This window comes from Echinimonas agarilytica, assembly GCF_023703465.1.
Classification (GTDB): Bacteria; Pseudomonadota; Gammaproteobacteria; order Enterobacterales; family Neiellaceae; genus Echinimonas; species Echinimonas agarilytica.
On record NZ_JAMQGP010000001.1, the window covers coordinates 811,386 to 831,775 of the forward strand.

The 20,390-nt window shown below is 45.5% G+C and carries 11 protein-coding genes; 10 read left to right on the top strand and 1 reads right to left on the bottom strand.

Going from position 1 to position 20,390, the window contains the following annotated elements:
• The first annotated feature begins 13 nt into the window (after positions 1-13).
• From NAF29_RS03385 to NAF29_RS03420, 8 genes are all read left to right on the top strand, one after another.
• Positions 14-3,646, top strand: coding sequence for a hypothetical protein (locus tag NAF29_RS03385; RefSeq protein WP_251260075.1), 3,633 nt, complete (start codon positions 14-16; stop codon positions 3,644-3,646).
• Between the two features lie 69 nt (positions 3,647-3,715).
• The gene (locus NAF29_RS03390; RefSeq protein WP_251260076.1) at positions 3,716-6,526 is read left to right on the top strand and encodes a hypothetical protein; all 2,811 of its coding nucleotides are present in this window, start codon (positions 3,716-3,718) and stop codon (positions 6,524-6,526) included.
• A gap of 370 nt (positions 6,527-6,896) precedes the next feature.
• The gene (locus NAF29_RS03395; protein WP_251260077.1) at positions 6,897-8,003 is read left to right on the top strand and encodes a family 43 glycosylhydrolase; all 1,107 of its coding nucleotides are present in this window, start codon (positions 6,897-6,899) and stop codon (positions 8,001-8,003) included.
• Positions 8,004-8,468: 465 nt separating this feature from the next.
• A complete protein-coding gene (locus tag NAF29_RS03400; protein ID WP_251260078.1) occupies positions 8,469-11,459 on the top strand; it encodes a hypothetical protein in 2,991 nt (996 codons plus the stop codon).
• Positions 11,460-11,650: 191 nt separating this feature from the next.
• A complete protein-coding gene (locus NAF29_RS03405; RefSeq protein ID WP_251260079.1) occupies positions 11,651-15,631 on the top strand; it encodes a hypothetical protein in 3,981 nt (1,326 codons plus the stop codon).
• 231 nt (positions 15,632-15,862) lie between these two features.
• Complete coding sequence (dusA, locus tag NAF29_RS03410; protein ID WP_432763221.1) at positions 15,863-16,834, top strand: tRNA dihydrouridine(20/20a) synthase DusA; 972 nt, start codon at positions 15,863-15,865, stop codon at positions 16,832-16,834.
• 255 nt (positions 16,835-17,089) lie between these two features.
• Positions 17,090-17,335 (top strand): hypothetical protein, encoded by a 246-nt coding sequence (locus NAF29_RS03415; RefSeq protein ID WP_251260080.1) that lies wholly within the window; start codon positions 17,090-17,092, stop codon positions 17,333-17,335.
• A 201-nt stretch (positions 17,336-17,536) separates the two neighbouring features.
• Complete coding sequence (locus NAF29_RS03420; protein WP_251260081.1) at positions 17,537-17,761, top strand: PspC domain-containing protein; 225 nt, start codon at positions 17,537-17,539, stop codon at positions 17,759-17,761.
• A 342-nt stretch (positions 17,762-18,103) separates the two neighbouring features.
• On the opposite strand, the gene NAF29_RS03425 is transcribed toward NAF29_RS03420, so the two are convergent.
• Positions 18,104-18,844: an enoyl-CoA hydratase-related protein gene (locus tag NAF29_RS03425; protein WP_251260082.1), complete on the bottom strand. Its 741-nt coding sequence runs from the start codon at positions 18,842-18,844 to the stop codon at positions 18,104-18,106.
• Positions 18,845-18,918: 74 nt separating this feature from the next.
• Here NAF29_RS03425 and NAF29_RS03430 point away from each other — a divergent pair, with 74 nt between their 5' ends.
• Both NAF29_RS03430 and NAF29_RS03435 read left to right on the top strand, forming a co-directional pair.
• Complete coding sequence (locus tag NAF29_RS03430) at positions 18,919-19,368, top strand: copper chaperone PCu(A)C (RefSeq protein ID WP_251260083.1); 450 nt, start codon at positions 18,919-18,921, stop codon at positions 19,366-19,368.
• A gap of 23 nt (positions 19,369-19,391) precedes the next feature.
• Positions 19,392-20,381: a DUF2333 family protein gene (locus NAF29_RS03435; protein ID WP_251260084.1), complete on the top strand. Its 990-nt coding sequence runs from the start codon at positions 19,392-19,394 to the stop codon at positions 20,379-20,381.
• Positions 20,382-20,390: the final 9 nt, after the last annotated feature.

Genomic DNA, 20,390 nt, shown 5'->3' on the forward strand with positions numbered 1-20,390 from the left:
TTGGATCAAGATTATGAATAATAAAAAATTTCAACTAAATGCCATTTGCAGTGCTCTGTGTATGTTAGGGCTGGTGGCGTGTAGCAGTGAAGATAGCGTGGTTCCAAAATCCACTGATGGTATTCCTGATGACTTAACGAGTTTCCAAACTGAAAGTCTACCGAAGCAATATGGTGAGGAAGACGAAAATGGAAACAAAGGAGAGTACCCGTTAACCGTTTTAGACAATGGCGTTTATTTTCGCTCGTTGGTGAAGCTCGAAGACATTGAAACGCTAAAAACTCCGGAAGTCGAAGCTTATGCAGAGCTATTAGACGAAGGGAGTGATGCCCGTATTGCAGAGCTCATCGAAAGCGGGACGGATGAATATGTTGAGCAAAATATAGAAGTCGCACTTGAAAAAGCCATCGAAGATTTTGTTGCAGATAATGGCAGAGCGCCAACAGATGCTGAAATTGAGGTCCTCCGGGAGCAAGCGGTATCGGATTTAGAAGAACAGTTTGCAGCGAACATTGAAAGTTTAGTCGCTGAGACCATTGAGCTGGAAGTCAATGAGTTTTCAATTAACCTCGCGACTCAACTCGAAAATGAGTTGCTGTATGATGGTTACGCAAAAGATGTTCAGTATTGGCCTACCCCTCAAGCGCTGGCTGATTTGCCCGAAGGAGAGGATCTCACTGGCAATGATGCGTATTTTACCGTGTCTGGATTAGACCAGTTTTCGGATTATGGCTTCAATGTGACCAGCCCTGATTTAGATCGCATTCCTAATCCTGACATGTGTCCCGGAGAGGATAATCGTTCTCCAAACTCGGAGTTCTTTTTGGTTGAAAATCCAGCAGAGACGTATGAAGCTCAGTTGATCGTGATTCCAAAAGAAGGTAACTATCAAACCTTGGCTAAAAATGCGACCTCTGTTGTTAATGAAGACCGCATGTTCATGCAGTTTAGTATTCCGAATAACCGCTACGGCATGAGTTTTGAAGCCGCACTCGATTACCCAGGAGGTCCGTTCCTATTCCAAGCAACAACACCGGATGCGGATTACGATCAAGTTGAGTTGCAAACACCTGTATTTGATACAACATTGGCGTATCAGACTGAAATGCGAATGTATCCAGATGAAGAGCATTTCAATTTTAGTGCGTTGAATTTTGAACGTGGAATCCCTGAAGACCCGTTTACCGAAGAAATTGAAGCGCAACCGAATAAGATTGTTCCGAACACCGTGGATCAAATTGCGGTATCAGCCAAGGATGATACTGGTGTTATTAACGCAACTACCGGCAGTACATATATCTTTTACATTGATGAAGTTGTGGCAGGTATGTCGCCGTTTGTGAAGTCATCAAATTTTGACTTTTATCCACCGCTGGATGAGAACGGTGACGTGATGATGACAACGGTCAACACATTGTTGATCGACGAACTCACGGTTGATGGGGATTCTGTCTACCAAGAGCGCACTGAGCCCGTTGCGCAGGTCCATATGGTGGGCGGCACCATTGAAGGCATGTACGATTCTGTGAACTACGGACAGTGTGCAGCCCAAGAAGATGTGATGATGGTGCGTGTCAGTGTTCCCGAAGACGCTTACGGAACAGACTTGGTGAGCAAGCTGGTTTGGAATCACTACGAAGATGTAGACGGTATTCGCACTAAAATCTCGAAAGAGTTTATGTTTTCCTTCCGCACTGAAAACCCTCATTCTTTCGACTTAGATGCAGCCAACCAAATGTTCGCAGACTTGGCTCCGGAGCCGGGCTCTACCATTGAAATCGATCAACCCTTCGAAACACAGGTACCGGTGAACATTACCGTGCCCGAAGGTGTCTCGTATTCAATTAATGGGGGCGAATTTACTACTGAACCCGGTATTTTAAACCCCGGAGACACGCTTGCTCTTCGTGTGACGGTCGCTGGTGCAATGGAGCCGCTGCCAATAGGTTGGAAAGAGTATACCGATGTTGGTTTTACCGTGACTTATGACGGTGATAAAAATGGTGAAATTTCTGAAACGGAAACGTACACCTACGCTTGGAAAGTGAGAAACCAAGCAAATCCTGACGAAGGAACTGTCCTGGGGAGTATCGCTTTTCCTCCAAAAGTGAGTGCGACTGATTCTTCAGTCGTGACTTTCCGTGGAGAGGTTAGTCTGTCGAAAGAGGTGTCCAATAAAGATGACGATGCGGACTTATTCCGGTTCAACGATTCGAACCTTAAAGTCATTCTGGTTGGAACCGATTCGGAATGGGCTGTTGATGTTGAAGAAATGAATTCCATTGAAGGTGTTTCTTGGACTGCGAGTATCGATTTATCTGACCTTAATGCGCAAAATGAAAGTTACCAATTTCAATTGGTGAGCAATCAATTTGACACCACAACATATCCAAACTTGGGGCCAGCACTCGCTGAAGAAAGTTATGGAGAGGTAGGGCTGGTAAAGCAAGCCGGATTTGAAGATGAGTTTCCTGAAGGGGTAGGAACATTTGCTTCATTCGTAGATATTTCTGTCGACGGTCGCAGCACGATACCTGTATTGCATGTTGCGGAAATGGATACGCTCCTTGTGTATACCTACCCCTTGGTGAGTGCCGTAAGTGATTTGGCTCTTACCAACACGCTTAAGGTTGCAGGGGGCAATGATATTAAAGGCGTACAAGTCAACAACTACGCATTTGATAACATTTACGCGACTGATGAAGAAGGGCAAATCATCCTCTATAAAACAGAGGAAGATGGAGAAACACTTGCTGTAGATGAAAGTGGTGAGTACATCCTAGATCCTGATTCAGGGGTTCCGTTAGTGACTGGAACTAAACCTCAGGAAATTGTGTATACCTCAGGCTATGGTCACCGTATCGATTGGACCTTAGTACCCGGCACATATGATGAAGAAACGGTAACCGATACTGTGGGTGTTGCGTGGGAGAAAAACTCAACCAAGTACCCTTATCAAATGGCTATTCCGGAGTCCGGTGACAGAGTTTATTTGTCGGGTTCTTTGAATACCGGCTCGCATAATAACGTCGCTCTCAATGCTATTTGGCTTGATGAAAACAATGGTGGTCAGTTCTTCACTAATGCAGATAAAACGGAAGATCCAACCACCGCCACTAAGCTGGTTAGCAATGAGTTTACCATGTCTTATTCAGTGGATGTGTTCTCTACTGGTGAAGCTGATGCGCGCAAAGAATACGCTGTTGTGTTGACAGCCTCTTCGATTCCAACAGGCAAAAATTTATTGAACCCAACGGGGGCGAATGAACTCTGGGTCGTAGAACAAGCTGACAAAGCCACCCATGAGAGTGGGAACACCAATACCTTCCAACTTGACTTGATGTATGACGATGGCACGCCAGTGCTGCTCACTGATGCGACAAGTGTAGCGATTGATGATGAACGCGAAAAGGCCTACGTCTGCAACGCTTTGAGTGGAAATGAGTTGATGGAGTTTGATTTGGATTTAACCAGTCAAACAGCAACCGGCCGAGTATTGATGAATTTGGAAGGAGACCGCTGTACTTCCATTGTCAAAGAAGGTGGATTGCCATATCTCATCGCAGCCGATGCAGATACCAATGCGATTCTCGCCGTCGACCCTGTCACAGCTGAGCAAGTCATCCTTCTACAGGCTGGCAAGTAATAGCAAGTTCAGGGCTCTTAGATGTTGAGTTTAGAGCCCTGAACCACTAAGAATTATTGGAACTTTATTATGTATTCAAAACGTATTTTAGCTCAAAAAATAGCGCTAGCGTTGTCGCTTACAACTTTGGTTGCCTGTAACAGCAGCTCCAATTCGTCACCGGACTCCTCGGAGCCAAAAGGCGACATGACAGCCGCCCCCTTTGCGATTGAAGCGTTGACCAACAATGTCGCCACGAAAAGTACTGTTGCGACCACAGAATTTACGGTATCAGGTCTGGGAGAGGGCGTGCTCGCGCCTATTACATTTACAGCATGTGACACGTCGTGTTTCGCACTCGTGAATGACCAACCTGTTGAGACGGTGCAAAACGGTGACGTAGTCACAGTTCGTTTCCTTGCCAGTGAATTGAGTTTAGCGACCGCAGCCTTCACTGTGGATATTGGTGGTCAAAGTGCATCGGCGTCGGTGATGACATTGCCAGACCTCAAGGTTGATGACTTTCCGTTAATTGCAGATATTCCAGAACCCGTTACTGGCGATAAAGTTGTTCATATTGACTCTGAGTACTCGACTGAATTTAGAGTGTATGGCGTGAGTCCCGGCCAAGAAGTTGAAATTATGTTGGCCAATTGTACAGGGTGTACCTTGAGCATTGACGGTGTGATACAGCCTGAAGGAAAGGGAGTCGTATCTCTAAATAGTCTTGTAACTATAACCTTGCCAACCGCCAGTGGGTACAACCAAACAACAGCGGTGGACGTGACGATTGGTAGCGGTGATTCAGCGGTTGAGAAAAAATTTGAACTCACGACCTCGCGCGACACATATATGGATCCTATTGCAATTGAAAGCTTCGATAATTTGGAATTATTGAGCGACTTTGTCACTCCGGCAGTTCCTGTTTCGGGTCTTGATGATGCAGTTGGAGTATCTCTTGTCCTTTCAGATTGCTCTTATGAACAATGTCAATTGGTTATCAATGGCGTGGTACAAATTGAAGGTGCAAGAAGTAGTGTTAGCAATGGTGATGAGGTTGCAGTCGCAATCCAAACTGACATTAACTACGGTAGTGTTGTGTCTGCAAGGTTAAGTTCATTTGGTGTCCAGACATCATTTAGTTTTAAAAATCGATTAGACACTGACCCTGATGATGTGACCTTTGTAGCCACAATCGACAAAGCAGACCTTGAGACTCCAGTGCCTTCTGAGCCTGTCACCATCAGTGGTTTGGGTGATGGGATCATCGCGAACATTAACATCGATGATTGTGATAGCAATTGCTCGCTAAGTGTGAATGGCGTTACCCAATTGCAAGATGGCAGCGCCACTGTAAAAAATGGCGATGAAGTGATTGTAACCGTTGAGTCTGCCACTGCGCCTAAAACTACTGAAAATGCGGTTGTAGCAATTGGTGACTTGACGCGAGAAGCCGTTTACACCGCAACTTATGGGGTAACCACAACCGACAAAGTGCTGTTTGCTGAAGTTGATGCAGCAGTTACTTTCCCGCCGCAGGTGAGCGCCACCGATAGCGATCAAATTACTCTTGAGGGAACCTTGGTTGAAGGCAGTGACTCTACTCTTCCTGCTTTCGATTCGAGCAACATGGAAATTCATGATGCCGATGGTAATAAATTGGCTGATGTGATCTATTCAGGCGGCTTGTGGTCTGCAACCGTTGATGTCACACAAGGCGTTACCAATACCTATAAATTGTTCATTGATAAAACCACCGTCACTGAAGTGACTCCGCTTATGGTTCAAGTTCAGGGATTGACCAGTGTTGATGATGTATTTCCGCTTGGTATGACGTTGGAAGACAACGAAATTTCAGATCTATCCGTTCAAGCGGCCAATGAAGACAGTGACCCGATACTTTGGTTTACATCGCTTGATAATCAATTGGTTTATAGCTATCCGCTTGTTGGTGCCATTGAAAACATTGAAGAACCAACTCAAAAGTTGGACATATTGGGACAAGATATCCGTTCCGTGCAGGTTAATAACTACATTGATACAAGCTACTTATTTACCACAGGTTATGATCAACGTATTGATGCGACTTTAATGGGTGACCAGAGTACGACTCAACCATTGGTGAACAACACTGTGGCGCGCTACCCTGCGCAAACGTCTATTCCAGAGTCGGGAGACCGTGTTTACATGACCGGTTCCGTAGACTCTAAGTACAGCAGCATGGCAGTGCATATTATTTGGCTAGCAGCGGATGGTGGGTTCTCTTACGACTTTGTTGCCGACAGTAAAGGGCAAACGTATCAAGCAGGCCACACGACCAGAGTACAGCAAACTGCATTTAACGATGCTCAGTCTGTAGACGTTTACAGTGTAGGGGATGACGCAAGCAAAAAAGAATACGCCCTTATCTTAACTAAAGCTGCGAAGAGTACGGCGCGAAACATCCTTCCTGATACGGGAGACAATAGTATCTGGATCCTGAAACAGGTTGACGATTACACGCAGTACGATACGGATGTGGTGGCTTCAAACCTGATGAAGCAGATCATGTTAGAAGATGCAGCTGGCACACCTATCTCTTTAAATGGAGGTGAAAGTATCGCTGTTGATGATATGAACCAGACTGCTTATGTGGTGACATCGAACGAGATTTACCAATTCGATTTAACCAATGTGCTTGATGGTGCCCATGACATCAATGCAGATGACGTTACGCGTGTTGCGGTTGGAACCAAGTTAATCGACGCCGCAGATACAGGTGATATTGGCAAGTTCTCAGCCATTGTTCATGAAGGTGATTTAAGTTATCTCGTAGTTGCCGATGGCGATGATGGCAAGAATGACATTTATGCAGTTTCCAAAGAATCGGGGCAACGCGTATTTTTGTTGAATGCTCAATAGTTATTTGAAGTCTCAATAAGGAGCTCACTTAGCACACAAAAAAGGGCCGGTTGAAGACATTCAAGCGGCCCTTTTTTATCTCCACACTTCATACTGGAACATCACATTCAATCAAAATAACACAAGGAATCACCAACGAGATTTGAGATTTTATAAAGGCTTTAAGTTTGTTGGAGTATAAGTCTTTGTTTAATAGTTTTTTTATTGGGTGTTTGAACATGAATAAAAATTACGAAAATCATCAGGATACAGCGCTAACTCTTATATAAAGGCGCTGATATTCTATGTGGGGTAATACTCAGAAACCCCGCGTTTTCGGAATAAATTGACATTTTTTGGGGTTCGAAGAGCAGCTTGAATAGGGGACTTTATGTCTATCAAAAATACAATCAAAAACTGGGTGTTGTGTTCAGCATTACTTGCAGCGCTCCCGATTACAGTAACGGCCGGTAACAAAGCTGAAATTGGAGTCGTCAAAGACTTTAAAGTGACATCACAGTTGGCCAGCCGTGACCAAGCAGTCCGCATGTTTGAAGGAGAATTTTTCCGAGACCCATACATTTATCTCGGCCCGGATGATTACTACTACCTAACGGGAACTCGCAGACACCACCTCAGCGGCGGCAGCAAAAAAGATTGGACTTCCGAGGGGGTCGAATTGTGGCGTAGTAAAGACTTATCATCGTGGGAACTACTTGCTGTACCTCGTCGTTTAGGAGATCTTTCTTGGGTGGATGGTCTTAAAGCACATAGTGATGAAGTTGGTAAGGGGAATGCTCGAGTGTGGGCCCCTGAAATTCACTTTATTAATGACAAGTGGGTTATTGTGCATACAACAAGCGTTCGCAAAGCAATGCTTTATGTTGCAGATAAAGCAGAAGGGCCGTACGTTGAAACCGAGCTGTCGACAACCATCGATCATAAGCATGACCCATCATTCTTTCATGATGACGATGGTAAGGTATATCTCACGCACCGCGTTGATACTGTGGTGGAAATGACGCCAGACTTTAATGAGTTGACGGACAACGAATTTAAAGTGAAACCTGCTAATCGAAAAATGGGACATGAGGGCTTATACCTCACCAAGGTTAACGATCGTTATGTGATATTCGGTACTGCGTGGAGTACCGATAAAATCGGTCGTGGTTCATATAACATGTATTACGCAACAGCGACTGATATTAGAGGCCCCTACAGCGATCGCCGATATATGGGGCGCTTTTTAGGTCATGGAACACCGTTTCAAGATCGAGAAGGTCAATGGTGGACGACTGCTTTCCAAAATGGAAAAACCATGGATTTCAACACCATCACCAAAGCGAAAGGGTTAGAGAAGAAAAAATACACGGTGTTCAAAGACGGTATATACTTGGTGCCACTTGAGCTCACAGTGAAATCCGATGGGGACGTATTCTTCACACCGTTAGATTCTCGATTGGTGCAACCGGGCCCGGAAGAGGTCCAAAAGTTCTAAAATCCGACTGCTCCCTACATTCATCATTATTTCTTAAAAAAACCAGGACCTTATGGGGGACTGGTTTTTTTTTGATACGAATATGGAGTGGCAATAAGGTCTAAATTTTACCGATGAAATTAAACGAACCCTTCTTTTTTATGGTTTAACTAACTGAAATTGTTGGTTAAATTTTTATTTCTCTTGATGCTAAATATTCCCTCTGTTTTTTATAGGTTTTCATAGCTGAGCTTTTAATATGAAAAGGTTAACTATGCCTTAGATGTGATGTGTGCACTCAAGGTTGGGCCTATAGGTTCATTAATCTAAGGTGAAGCATGATGTAGTGACGGGCCTTATTTCACCTGCTTTTAGGGAAGAGTGCAGCAAGGAAATAGAGCCAAATAGCACATTGCCGCTTCCTACCATAGGGGTAAGAGGCTCCGCCATGTTGGTATGCTTTGACGAATAACAGTGAGTGGAACAATGAATTCCAACCTTAAATCCAATTTGTCCAAATGTATTTTGGCAAGTGCTGTATCTTTGGCGTGTTTCTCTGCGAATGCAGCGGCGCCATCGAATGTTTACTTTTATAATCCCGCACCACATGATTACATTGAAATCCATTGGGATGACAATAGTACCGATGAAACTGAATTTAAAATTCAGCGTCGAAATGAAGGCACGACCACTTGGTATGACATAGAAAGTGCACCTGCAAATAGCACATCATGGACAAAAATAGATTATAACCGAGGCCCAACAAAAGACATTCGCGTAGTGGCTGTTCGCACTGCAGGCAATCAGAACAGCCAGCCTGTTCGACTGGTCGGAACAGATGACACATTAGAGGTATATAAAGAAGTTCCGGGCATTCGTTCACCTCAAAACCACATGATGCAGTCCGTTACCTCAGGTGAGATGGTTACTTTTAGTGAGCTTCAAGATCAAACGCCGTCAGACCCATCAAAAGGTAAAGCCACACGGGTCTCAACCTTCTTTGAAATTAAAGTGAAAGAAGCCGGATCAAGTGACAATCTTATTATATCGCCCACATATGAAACACGGCCTCAAATTCGCAATAGTTTAGCCCATAACGATCCGGCTCATACCGGCGGACATAAGCCGTATGGTTACTCTTATTATGGCCCAAACGCCGATGCAGCAGGCCGTACACTGCATCAAAAGCATTGGACAAATTTCGACTCCACTAACAATGTGACGGTTCAAATCGAATTATTAGACTCAGCGAGCCTATCGGGCCCAATCAACATCAGCGACGTAGAAATTCATCCTTCTCCTTTGAGCTCACGGTTGGTGAACAACACCACGTTAGAGGTAGAGCTCAAAGGTGCGACTGAGTTTTCACGTCACTATCGCATTGCGTTGAACCGCTCGGCTTGGGACGATGAAGTGCCCAATCGTGCGGGGACCATTATCGAATCGCCTCTTTTTATTTTTGTAAATCCACTGCACCATGCGCCCGCATCTGCGCCTGAAGGACAGATCAAGGAATTTGATAATGGAACGCTAGTGGCGATAGGTTCTGGTATTCATCTACCCAACTCTAACTACCAGCATTACGGCGATGGCGCGAATGAAACAGCGCGTGAGGTTTATGCGCCAGGTGACGCTTACCTCCACTACGGCTTTTTAGTTAACAAACCTGTTGCAGATACCAAGATCTGGGGGCGCGCTATTTACAGTGACGAAATGTTTATCGTCTATCCCGATACGGATACTGGTTATTCCGGCTCAGATGAATCGCGGACGCCGTGGGCCAGAATACGTGGAATTGCGAATAACCCTTGGGGCATCGAAGATGCGTCTTGGAGTTCGCACTTCCATGCTCGCGGCAATATAGAACACAAAGTGACGTTTGATGGCTTTACCAACATTGGCGCTCGGATGGGAACTTCGGTCAAGAGCGCAACCGCCGATATCTTGAATCACAAAGACGTAGGGTACGGTGGCGGAACTTATCAGACTGGTGGCAATTCCAAGACTTACTATCTTGGCAACATGATGGCAAATGATGATGATGTCACTTACATCCATGAAGACTACACCATGGAGCACAACACTACCTTTAATGAACATAATGGACCAAGTTTCCAGTTCGGTTGGTCAGTGAATACCAAAGATGCCAAAGCCAAGGTGTATGATCATACGGTATTTAGTTCGAATCGTCGTGATGACGATAAATTCGGTAAAAACCATGGTGTATTCAACACGCGCTTGCAGTTAGGAAATCTGGAGCAGCACATCGGTGGACACTTCGAAAACTTCGAATTCTGGGGAAAAGAAGTCATCCTGTTTAATCTTCAGGTGTGGAATGACAAAAATACAGTGGGCACAGACATGACAAGTCTGCTCAGTGATAAAACCTTTAAGAACTTTGAAGTCCATGAATTGCCATATTTTCAAAACCAACTTTTGGGCTCTGAAGATACTACCAACAACAACGTCGGTTACCTTCGCTTTTTACACTTTGATAATGTGAAATTTGAAGGTGTTGCGTTGACGAATATCGACGACAGAGACTTGTTCAATTACAACGAGTATGTGCTTAAACATACGTTGACTTTTTTTAGTTTGCCCAATGCGGTTAATCAGCCGGCATCTGGCAATTCCCCCATTGGTGAATCCATTTCGATCAAAGCACTGGTGAATAATAAGTTTGTTCAAGCTGACGACTCTTTACCTGCGAGTTTGAGCCCATTGGTGGCAAACGAGGGAAATGCCTCTCAAACGTTTGATGTGGTTGATGCCGGTGGAGGATATGTCGCCCTTAGAGCTCCAAATGGTTATTACATTAAAGCCGACCCTAAGCGCTATGGTTACGTGTATACCGAACCAGATCAAGTCCGAGGCGATACAGACACCACTGCAATTACCGATGATGCAAAGTTTGTTTGGGTAGATGTTGATTCCTCCACTTTCGCGCTCTGGTCAAAGGCTATGGGGCTGTACGTGAAAGCCGAAGCCAATTCCGGTCCAGAGCGTCCATTATATGCGGCGGCTAAAAGCGTGGGTAATTGGGAGAAATTCACTACTGGTAGCACCTCTGATCCGGTTGATGGCGTCACCGAAGGTGTGAAGTTCCTTGAGCATAAAGCCTCTGGAGAGCGTCTGCGCTATCACTCATCAACTAATACCGTGAGCTTGAATACAGGTACTGCCAACTACAACAAATGGGAGTTAGTTAAAACTGATGGCGATTGGTTCCGCCTAGTGAGTGAGCAAAACAACAATGTGCTGGGATCGGAAGATGGCGCATCAGTTTTACATTTCAGCAGCAGCAATACAGGTGCTAACTATGAGTGGAAGTTTGAAGTTGAAGCCGACGGTTGGGGGAGGCTGATTCATCGCTCCAGTGGCTTGCGCCTTCATATTCATGAAGATGAAAGTAACTTTGTGATCGGGCCTAACTCTTGGACAGGTGATCGCACCTTGTGGAGATTAACAGGTATTTAAAGCCGTTCCAACGGGCCAGAGGAACTTCATCACCTCTGGCTCAATTCACAAAAACTAGAGGGGTTCAGTGGCGATAAGCTGCATCAGCTCATTCTTATTTCATGTTCAAAATGGCTTTGAGAGTGCTTGGATAGTTCGCCTATCCCCTAATCTCAGAGTTAGTTACGGAACCATTCAACAGGCTATTAAATATGACACGGTATGCTTTTACATTGGGGGCGGTATTGTTACTTGCTTCATGTGGAGGTGGGGGGGCCTCGGATTCTACCTCAACTCCTGAAGCTCCACTTGATCTTGAGATCAACAGTTTTAACTTAGAACCTCACAACAACGAGCTACTTCATTCCGATGTTTTTTCTAATATTATCACCGTATCAGGCCTTTCCGAGAGCGCAGAAGTGGACGTTTCTCTCAGTTCTTGCACAACGTTTTGTCAGTTAAAAGTAAATGGTGAAGTGGTTCCATCTCCTAGTGTTGCGGTCAATGGCACCACCGTTCAGGTAATGCTCATGGCTCCTGCAGTTGCGAGCGAGGAAGCATCTGCGGAGTTAAGAATTGCTCAGCTAATGTCTCGATTCATCGTCACGGCTGTATCCGAGCTTGATGATTCTGTCGACGCGTATGATCTGGGAGCATTCAATAATGCAGCACTTGGTGACAGTTTAGAGTCTAACGAAGTGATGGTTTCAGGTTTGTCAGATGGAGTCGAAGTGGATGTGATTTTTACATCATGCAGTACCACTTGCCAATTGCAAATCAATGACGAAGTCGTATTGTCACCGGGCAAAGTAGCCAATGGCGACAAGGTAAAAATTCTATTAACCGCTCCTTCTGAGTACAGTAGCCAATCATTGGCAGAGCTTACTATTGCACAACTCACACAAACCTTCACTGTGACGACGATGGTGACGCCAGATCTACAGGTTGATGATTATATTCTCGGCGCTGTGAATGGTGCGGAAGTCAATGACGTGGTCGCATCGGATGAGGTGAGCGTTACCGGTCTTTCTGACGGGGTCGAAGTGGATGTGAGTCTTACATCATGCAGTACTTCCTGCCAATTGAAAATCAATGGCGAAGTCGTATCGTCACCCGGCAAAGCAACCAATGGCGCCAAGGTGAAAGTTCTACTAACCGCCTCTTCTGAATACATTAGCCAAGCATCGGTAGAGCTAACTATTGCGCAACTGAGCGAAGTATTTACTGTCACAACCATGACAGATCCGTTATGGCTTGAATACCAGCCCACGGCGTTACACTTCTACAACCCTGCACCCTATGATTTTTTGGAGTTATTTTGGCAAGACAATGCCATAGCTGAGGTTGGCTATCGTATTGACAAACGTGCTGAAGGAACAAGCGACTGGGTATCATTCGGTACTGCACCAGCTGATGCAACCTCTTGGAGTAGTGACTCCTATGACCGCTCAGGGAACACTGAGGACATCCGAGTGGTTGCGTTATTTGAAAACGATGCAATCAGCAGCGACTCAATTCGCTTAGTGGGGCAAGACGATTCGTTTGAAGTGTACGCCGAGTTGCCAGACATACGCACCCCTAAAATCCACAGCATTGATGGTATTAGTTTTCCTGAAATTTCACCGCAAGCACCCATAGATCCAAGCTTGGGCAATGCGATGCAAATTTCAACATTTTTCGCTATTCAGGTGAAAGAACTAGGGACAGCACAGGCATTTCAAACGTCGCCTACATATGAAGTGCGTCCGCAACTTCGGATCGATTTACCGGTGGATGATCCTATGTTTAGTGGCGGGCATAACGTCTATGACTATGGACTGTATGGTCCAAATTCAAACGTCTCTGAGCTTCGAACCGTTCATCAACGACACTGGAGTCATTTTGACGCGAGTAATGATATCGTTGTTCGTATTGAACTACTTGAGACTGCCAATTTACCGGGACCGATCGATTTAGCTGACTTAGATGTTCAACCCGCTCCTCTAAAAGTTGAACAAATCAGCGAGCGCGTGATTGAGCTGACACTCGAAGCTGACAACGACGATTACACCAAACATTATCGAATTGCAATGAACCGTAATGCTTGGTCCGCCGCAGTACCTGGTAGAACGGGTACCATTATCGAGTCGCCGCTATTTATTAATATTAACCCCATGCATCATGCGCCGGCCTCTGCGCCTGAAGGTGAAATCAAGGAGTATGACGGGGGCAAGCTTGTGGTGTTTGGTTCGGGGATTCACTTACCCAACAATACTTATGCCCGTTTCGGCAAGCTAGCAAATGATGTCGCTGAAGAAGTATTTTGGCCTGCCGATTCATTATTCCACAGCGCTTTTATTATCAAAGATACATCACACCCGCTGAAGTTGTGGGGCCGAGGTATGTATACCGATATGCTCTACAAGGCCGGTGCAGATGAAGAAAATGACACAAGCCGCACTCCGTGGGCTCACACCACACCAAATGGCGCAATGAATAACATTTGGGGGTTGGAAAACCCGTCTTGGGGGGCTCGAATTTACATTAATGATGTAACACAAAAAGCAACGGTTGATGGGTTGGTCGCTGTAACTCGAGGAATGGGTCATACCGTCAAAGACGGCGTTGCTGATATTTTAAATCTCAAAAGCATTGGTTATGCAGGTGCGACTTATCAATCAGGGAGCGTGAATGATGTGCTTTATCGCGGCACTATTATGTACAACAACGACGACACCACCTATACCCATATGAACTATCGAATGGAGCATTGTGTTACGTACAACTTGCACAATGGACCTAGTTTCCAAATAGGTTGGGCGGTGAATAGTAACGATGCTAAGAGTCGAGTTTATGATCATACTGTGTTTGACTCCCCGCGTAATAAACCCACAACTCCGGGCAGTAACCACGGTGTATTTAACTCTCGTTTACAGCTGGGGCAGTTAGTACACCACCAAGGCGGCTACTACGAGAATATGGAATTGTGGGGTAAAGAATCCATAATATTTAATGTTCGGATTTGGAATGATGATAATCGCCGAGGCCCTAATGAAAATCTCACGAGTGTTTTGGGCGACAAAACCTACAAAAACTTTACCGTACATCAAACACCTTTTATTCCGAATCGTTTCTTGAGCGAAGTTGATATCGATCGCAATAACATCGGCTATATCCGATTTATTCACTTTGATAACTTAGTACTTGAAGGTGACCTCATTGACAATATTGATGAGCGTGGATTTTTTGAGTATGACGAACGCACGTTGCAACATACATTTACTTTCTTTAGCTTGCCTAAAGCTATTGAAGCCCCGATTGCGGGCAATGCACCAATAGGCAAGTACATCACTATTACCGCATCGCACAATTATGCGCCTATTTTAGCGAATGTATCATTGCCGGTTAGCTTGAGCCCGCTGACCGCTAATTCTGATAACAACTTGTTGGCTCTGCAACAGTTTGCCGTGGTTGATGCCGGTGATGGTTATGTGGCTTTAAAGGCTGAAAACGGCTACTACGTGAAAGCAGATCCTGCCCGTTATGGTTATGTGTACACTGAACCCGACCTGTTGCGTGGCGACTTAGACACCCAAGGGGTAACCGAGGATGCCAAGTTTATCTGGATAGACAATCTTGATGGTAGTTTCTCGCTTTACGCAAAATCAATGGGATTACTGGTGCGAACTGAATTGAACTCTGGGCGTGAGTTGCCGCTTTATGCTGCGCATGATGTGACTGACTCTCAGAGCAGTTTTATGTTCAGTGAACTTGGAGATGTGCCAGATAGCGAATTGCCGGTTTTCATTGAACCTGATATTTCAGAAGGCATTAAGGTTTTGAATCATGCTGCTTCGGGTAACAATCTGCGATACACCGCAGCTGACGGTTTTACCTTAAGTTCAGACCTTGGCGTAGATGCCCAATGGCAAGTTGAGTGGACAGATAGTATCTATTTCCGACTTATTCATGTTGCCACAGGGCAAGTGTTGGGCATTGAAAATGGCGATCTTAAATCGATTCCATCGCTATTCAGTAATGGTAGCAGCGGTGAAGACTATGAATGGTCATTCTCGGATGAAGGTGAGTGGGGTCGCTTGATTCATCGTGCCAGTGCACTTCGACTGCATTTTCATGAGAATGGCAGCCAGTTTGAACTAGGTCCAAACGAATGGACAGGCAGCCGTACTCAATGGTCAATCGAAGAGCCGTAATGGTCACGCATTGAACAAGAAGGCAGGTTTAGGAATTGAACCAGCCTTCTTTATGGCGTGATGCTGCCTACTGGCTTAGCTCATGCAGAGCCTTGACGCTATTCAGCGTCGGCATATCATTTTAAACATTTCATTTTCTGCTAAAATCTCAAATCCTCAGAACGCCATTTCGACGACGAGTCTGTTATTTGGCTTTAGTTTTAGATCTTGACTCTTAATGTTGGTGTTTTTATGAACATGTCTCTCTCGCGTCGCCTTTCCATTGCACCCATGCTCGATTGGACTGACCGTCATTGCCGTTATTTCCACCGTCAGTTGAGTCAACATGCTTTGTTGTACACCGAAATGGTTACCACGGGGGCTATCTTATTTGGCAAAGGTGACTATTTACAATTCAATGAGTTAGAGCAACCGGTTGCCGTCCAGTTGGGAGGAAGTGATCCGGTTGATCTGGCGAAGTGTGCCAAAATTGCCGCCGAACGAGGTTATTCCGAGATTAACCTGAACGTGGGCTGCCCGTCTGATCGCGTGCAAAAAGGTCGGTTTGGTGCGTGCCTGATGGAAGAGCCTAAGTTGGTCGCGGAATGCGTCGATGCAATGAAGCAAGTTGCCGACATCCCTGTGACCGTGAAACACCGCATTGGGATTGATGAGCATGAAAGCTATGCGTTCATGACTGACTTTGTGGGGGAGGTCAATCAAGCTGGATGCGATGTGTTTATTGTTCATGCACGTAAAGCTTGGCTGCAAGGTTTAAGCCCAAAGCAAAACCGAGAAGTACCTCCTTTGGACTATGAGCGTGTGTATCAACTGAAGAAAGATTTCAACCATTGCCATATTTCTATCAATGGCGGAGTGATGACGTTAGCACAAGCTTTGGAGCATTTAGAACATGTGGATGGCGTGATGATGGGGCGGGCAGCGTATCAAAACCCTTATTTATTAGCTGAAGCCGATGCCCTTATTTTTGGGCAAGAAACAGAACGTCGTTCTCGCGCTGACATCGTGCAAGCGATGTTGCCGTATATGGAAGCTCAGATCAGTGAAGGGGCACGCTTGAACAGCATTATTCGACACATGCTCGGCCTGTATCAGGCGGTTCCTGGTGCTCGGGCTTGGCGCCGTTATCTCAGTGAAAATGCGCGGGGTGAAGGCAAAACCATTCAAGTGGTTGAGCAAGCCATGGCACTGGTCTACGACTAATCCGGTCGGATACTGCATCACTCTTTTGTCACCGTTGTCATTTTCACTAACTCATTGGTGAAAATGACCAATGTCACACTTTAAACCTCACCTCCTTTACTCACTATAAATCCACAAAAATAAAAATAGTCGTCTAAAAACAAGCGCTTAAAAATATTTTTATAACTTGGCACAGCAATTGAATTGTATACCTCGTAACGCAGTGAAGCCGAGCAATCTCACTGGAATCTAATTTAAATTATGGAGAATACAATCATGAACCGCATTCAAATCACTATCGCAGCAGCCTCGGCTTTATTTGTAACTGGCTTCGCGGGTACCGCAGCTGCTTCAGACTTTTCAGACACAAGTGCATCAGTTAGCACTGTTGTATCAGAAATGGCCGCTGAGGTTTCGAACAGTCTTGCTGATGAAATCAAAGCGAGCTCTGAGCGTCAATTGGAACAAGCTTGGTTAGCACTTCAGGCCATGCTTGACGACAGCGAAGGCGACAAAGAGTAATCAACATGATATCGCCAATGGAACTGATGATGTGGTGGAGTTTACCTTTGGCCGGGTGGCTGGTGGCTTGGATTGCCTACCAGCTACTCAATCGCCTCAGCGCAAAGCCAATGACACATTGAACTCAGTGGCAGCATCGACCAGTTCAACCGTTTCGAGAGTTGCAAAATTTGATGATAAAGAAAACTAAGGAATCGAACGATGAGACATCGTCACTATGAAAACACATTAAGCCGACGCCCTGTGGAAGGCAAAATTGCTGGCGTCATTGCTGGGTTCGCAGAAAATTGGGGCTTAAGCCGTTTCTGGTTACGTATTGTGGCACTGGTATTGTTATTTAGTATGCCTTTGATCACTTTGCCTTGTTACATTTTAGCCGCATTGCTAATGCCTGTAGCCAAAGAGCGCTATCACGTAGGCGGTTAGCTTTTTGTAGGGCAGTTTCGTTGAACGAGCCATGTTCTGTAATAAGGAACAAAGCAAACACTATATAGAACAATGCATTCGAGCCGGCACTCTGTGAATTTGGCCATTTACAGTCTCATAATGGCATTTCCGATCCTCATTGGTTTTATCGTGCTGAGTTCTCATTGCAACCCCTTCAAATCGACGTTATGTGTGTTTTTTGAATGTTCAATCTATTCATGGGGCTGATGAGAAGCAAGCACGTGCGCGCGATCTCCTGACACGTTACTTTTTCGTGCACTTTATGACTCTTTGAGTGATGAGATGCCTGCGTGATCATCGCGCGGAGTTGTTTAAAAAGCGCTATCGCGCACGCTCAAAGAAAGCTGTGATGGCTTGTTTGCATTCTTGACTTTTGAGGCGCTGAGCAAACACAGATGCTTCTTGTTGAATAGTGGTGGAGACTTGTTTTTTCATCGGCTCTTTCAACAATTCTTTGGAGGCTTGTACCGCCTCGGGTGGTACTTGAGCGAGATGCTTGGCTGCAGTGAGTGCTAACTTGTGAATATTGCTTGGCGGAGCAATGGTATTAATAAGCCCTGCATCTAGCGCTTGTTGGGCAGTAAATGGTTCACCCAACAGTAGCCATTCGGCGGCTTTGGCGTAGCCCACTTGTTGGGGCAGTAAAAGACTTGAACCGGCTTCCGGAACTAAACCAAGTCGTGCGAAAGGAAGTTGAAGGCGAGTGTTCTCAGCGCAAAAAATGAGGTCACTATGTAATAGAATGGTTGTGCCAATACCAATAGCTACGCCTTCAGCAATGGTCACAATAGGCTTAGGAAATTGGCTCAGTACTGAGAGGAAGTCGAGAATGCTGCCTTCGGAAAGTTCTGTGGTTAAAAATTCTTGCAGGTCATTGCCTGCGGTGAAATTTCCGCCCGCACCGCATAGCATTACAACACGCACACCGGGGTCACTTGCTGCATCATTGAGGTGTTGCGCAAGTTGTTGATACATAGAAATCGTTAAGGCATTTTTCTTATCTGGGCGGCAAAGGGTGATGGTTTGGATATGATCTTGGTATGCTGACAATACAGACGTCATAATGAGATTCTCCTTCTCTGGTCATACCAGTATGAGGGGCGAATCAATAACCACAAGAAAGGATGCAAAAAACTGTGATCAAAAAACTATTGTTTGGGGCTTTGTTACTGTTGAGCTCATCGGCCTATGCGTGTTGTGATTTACAATTTTCAGAAGCGATTGTCCGAGCTCCTATGCCGGGAGTGCCGAATGCAGCTGCTTTTGTGTCGATTGAAAATAAATCGTTGAACGCCAAACAGTTGATTTCAGCCAGCTCGGAAGTGGCTGAACGAGTGGAATTGCACAATCATATTCAAGAAGATGGAATGATGAAGATGAGACGCGTGGCGTCTATTGAAATTCAAGGTCAGCAAACGGTGAAGTTACAACCCGGTGGCTACCACATTATGTTGTTTGGATTAAATAAGTCATTGAAGGAAGGCGAGTCAGTCAGCTTTTTGCTAACCTTTAGCGATGAGCAAACGCATCAAGTTCAGGCTGTCGTTCAGGACCTAATGTCTCAGCATCAACACCACCATCATTAATTGTTTTTTATTTCGGGGTTGCCGTGGAAAAGTCGTATTGGAAGAGTATCTTATCGGGAATCGCTGCACTGACAGTGGTGTTTTATATCATTGCTGTTTGGTGGAGTGGCGAGCCCGATGTACCCGATGTGCATGAGGTTGCTCGTGCCACCGCAGAGCAAGAAGAAGTCTCCATGGTGCCGGGGTATGCCACCACGACGAGCCTGATTTTAGTGGTTGATCAGCTCATGAACAAACCGGGTGGCTACCTGAGTAACGATGTGATGCCGCCGGGCGTATTGATGGACAATATGCCAAGCTGGGAATTTGGCGTGCTTGAAATTGCCCGCGATACGGCTCTGGCCATGCGCCGAGACTTTGCCCGAAGCCAATCTCAATCGACTGAAGATCCTGATTTAACGGTGGCTCACCCATCCCTCAATATTTCACACACAAGCTGGATGTTGCCGTCTTCTGAAGACGAATATTCCAAGGCGGTTGTTGCCTTGAAATCGTACCGAACGCGCTTGGCCGATCCTAATGATTTCTCGGCTCAGTTTTACACGCGTGCCGATAATCTGAGTGAATGGCTCCGGTTTGTGGAAAAGCGTCTGGGCTCTCAGTCGCAAGCACTCAGTGCTAGCGTAGGACGCGACAGCTTAAACATCGATATGATGGGCGACACTCATGGCTCTCAATCCACGGCAACGCCAGACGAACAAATGGTGAAAACTAGCTGGTGGAAAATCGATGATGTATTTTATGAAGCGCGTGGCACAAGCTGGGCACTCATGGTTATGCTGCGTGGTATTGAAGTTGATTTTGCAGAGGTGCTGAAGAAGAAAAACGCCACTGTGGGGCTGCAACAAATTATTCGTGAACTTGAAGCAACTCAAACGTCACTTTGGAGCCCTATGGTGTTGAATGGCTCAGGCTTTGGCATGTTAGCCAATCATTCTTTGGTGATGGCGAATTATATCTCTCGAGCCAATGCTGCTGTGATTGATTTACGGGAATTATTGAATCAAGGCTGATATTATCTG

Bases quoted from the DNA above. Each gene is read 5' to 3' on its own strand.
- NAF29_RS03385 (WP_251260075.1), top strand. From the start codon at position 14: ATGAATAATAAAAAATTTCAACTAAATGCCATTTGCAGTGCTCTGTGT.
- NAF29_RS03390 (WP_251260076.1), top strand. From the start codon at position 3,716: ATGTATTCAAAACGTATTTTAGCTCAAAAAATAGCGCTAGCGTTGTCG.
- NAF29_RS03395 (WP_251260077.1), top strand. From the start codon at position 6,897: ATGTCTATCAAAAATACAATCAAAAACTGGGTGTTGTGTTCAGCATTA.
- NAF29_RS03400 (WP_251260078.1), top strand. From the start codon at position 8,469: ATGAATTCCAACCTTAAATCCAATTTGTCCAAATGTATTTTGGCAAGT.
- NAF29_RS03405 (WP_251260079.1), top strand. From the start codon at position 11,651: ATGACACGGTATGCTTTTACATTGGGGGCGGTATTGTTACTTGCTTCA.
- dusA (WP_432763221.1), top strand. From the start codon at position 15,863: ATGAACATGTCTCTCTCGCGTCGCCTTTCCATTGCACCCATGCTCGAT.
- NAF29_RS03415 (WP_251260080.1), top strand. From the start codon at position 17,090: ATGAACCGCATTCAAATCACTATCGCAGCAGCCTCGGCTTTATTTGTA.
- NAF29_RS03420 (WP_251260081.1), top strand. From the start codon at position 17,537: ATGAGACATCGTCACTATGAAAACACATTAAGCCGACGCCCTGTGGAA.
- NAF29_RS03425 (WP_251260082.1), bottom strand. From the start codon at position 18,844: ATGACGTCTGTATTGTCAGCATACCAAGATCATATCCAAACCATCACC.